The following is a 754-nucleotide window of genomic DNA, read 5'->3' as shown; positions in this document are numbered from 1 at the left end:
CAAGGCGTTTCTCTCACCCTGCTTATTCCTCATATTAAAAAGGACTTTACAACCTTCCGGCCTTCATCGTCCACGCGGCGTCGCTCCGTCACACTTTCGTGCATTGCGGAATATTCTTAGCTGCTGCCTCCCGTAGGAGTCTGGGCCGTATCTCAGTCCCAATGTGCCCGTTCACCCTCTCAGGCCGGGTAACTATCGTCGCCTTGGTGGGCCGTTACCTCACCAACTAGCTAATAGTACGCGGGCCGCTCCTTCTGCGGTTCAAAAGAACCTTTCCTTGTTGTCCTCTGACAACAACAAGCGTATTCGGTATTATCTCCTATTTCTAGGAGCTATCCCCATCAGAAGGGTACGTCACCCACGCGTTACTCACCAGTCCGCCGCTTTCATTGATAGCAAGCTACCAAATCACGCTCGACTTGCATGCTTAAGACGCGCCGCCAGCGTTCGTTCTGAGCCAGGATCAAACTCTCCATGATTATTTCAAAACCCCGAAGGGTATTGATTACCAATGAATTAAAGTTCAATCAAGCTTTTTCTTATTTGCTGAATTGATTTACAATCGAACCTCAAGAACTGAGATTCGCGGGTATGTTTTTAATGATACAAAACATATAAACTTGAACTATACAGTTAGTTATTTCCTTCCCTGTTCTGTCAAAAACCTTTTTGTTGGCGTCATGCAGGAGTGCTGCGCGACGGTGAAGATTAATATATATTCTTTATGAAAAAGTGTCAACATCACTACTCTTTA

Annotated in this window: 1 rRNA gene; it reads right to left on the bottom strand. The window is 45.8% G+C overall.

The features are described from left to right. A 16S ribosomal RNA gene (locus MSI_RS13550) occupies positions 1-479 on the bottom strand; the annotation flags it as partial. Positions 480-754: the final 275 nt, after the last annotated feature.

Origin of the sequence: Treponema sp. JC4 (assembly GCF_000260795.1) — a bacterium.
Taxonomy (GTDB): domain Bacteria; phylum Spirochaetota; class Spirochaetia; order Treponematales; family Treponemataceae; genus Treponema_D.
The sequence above is the reverse complement of the archived record's forward strand: the minus strand, read 5'-3'. Positions and strand labels throughout refer to the sequence as shown.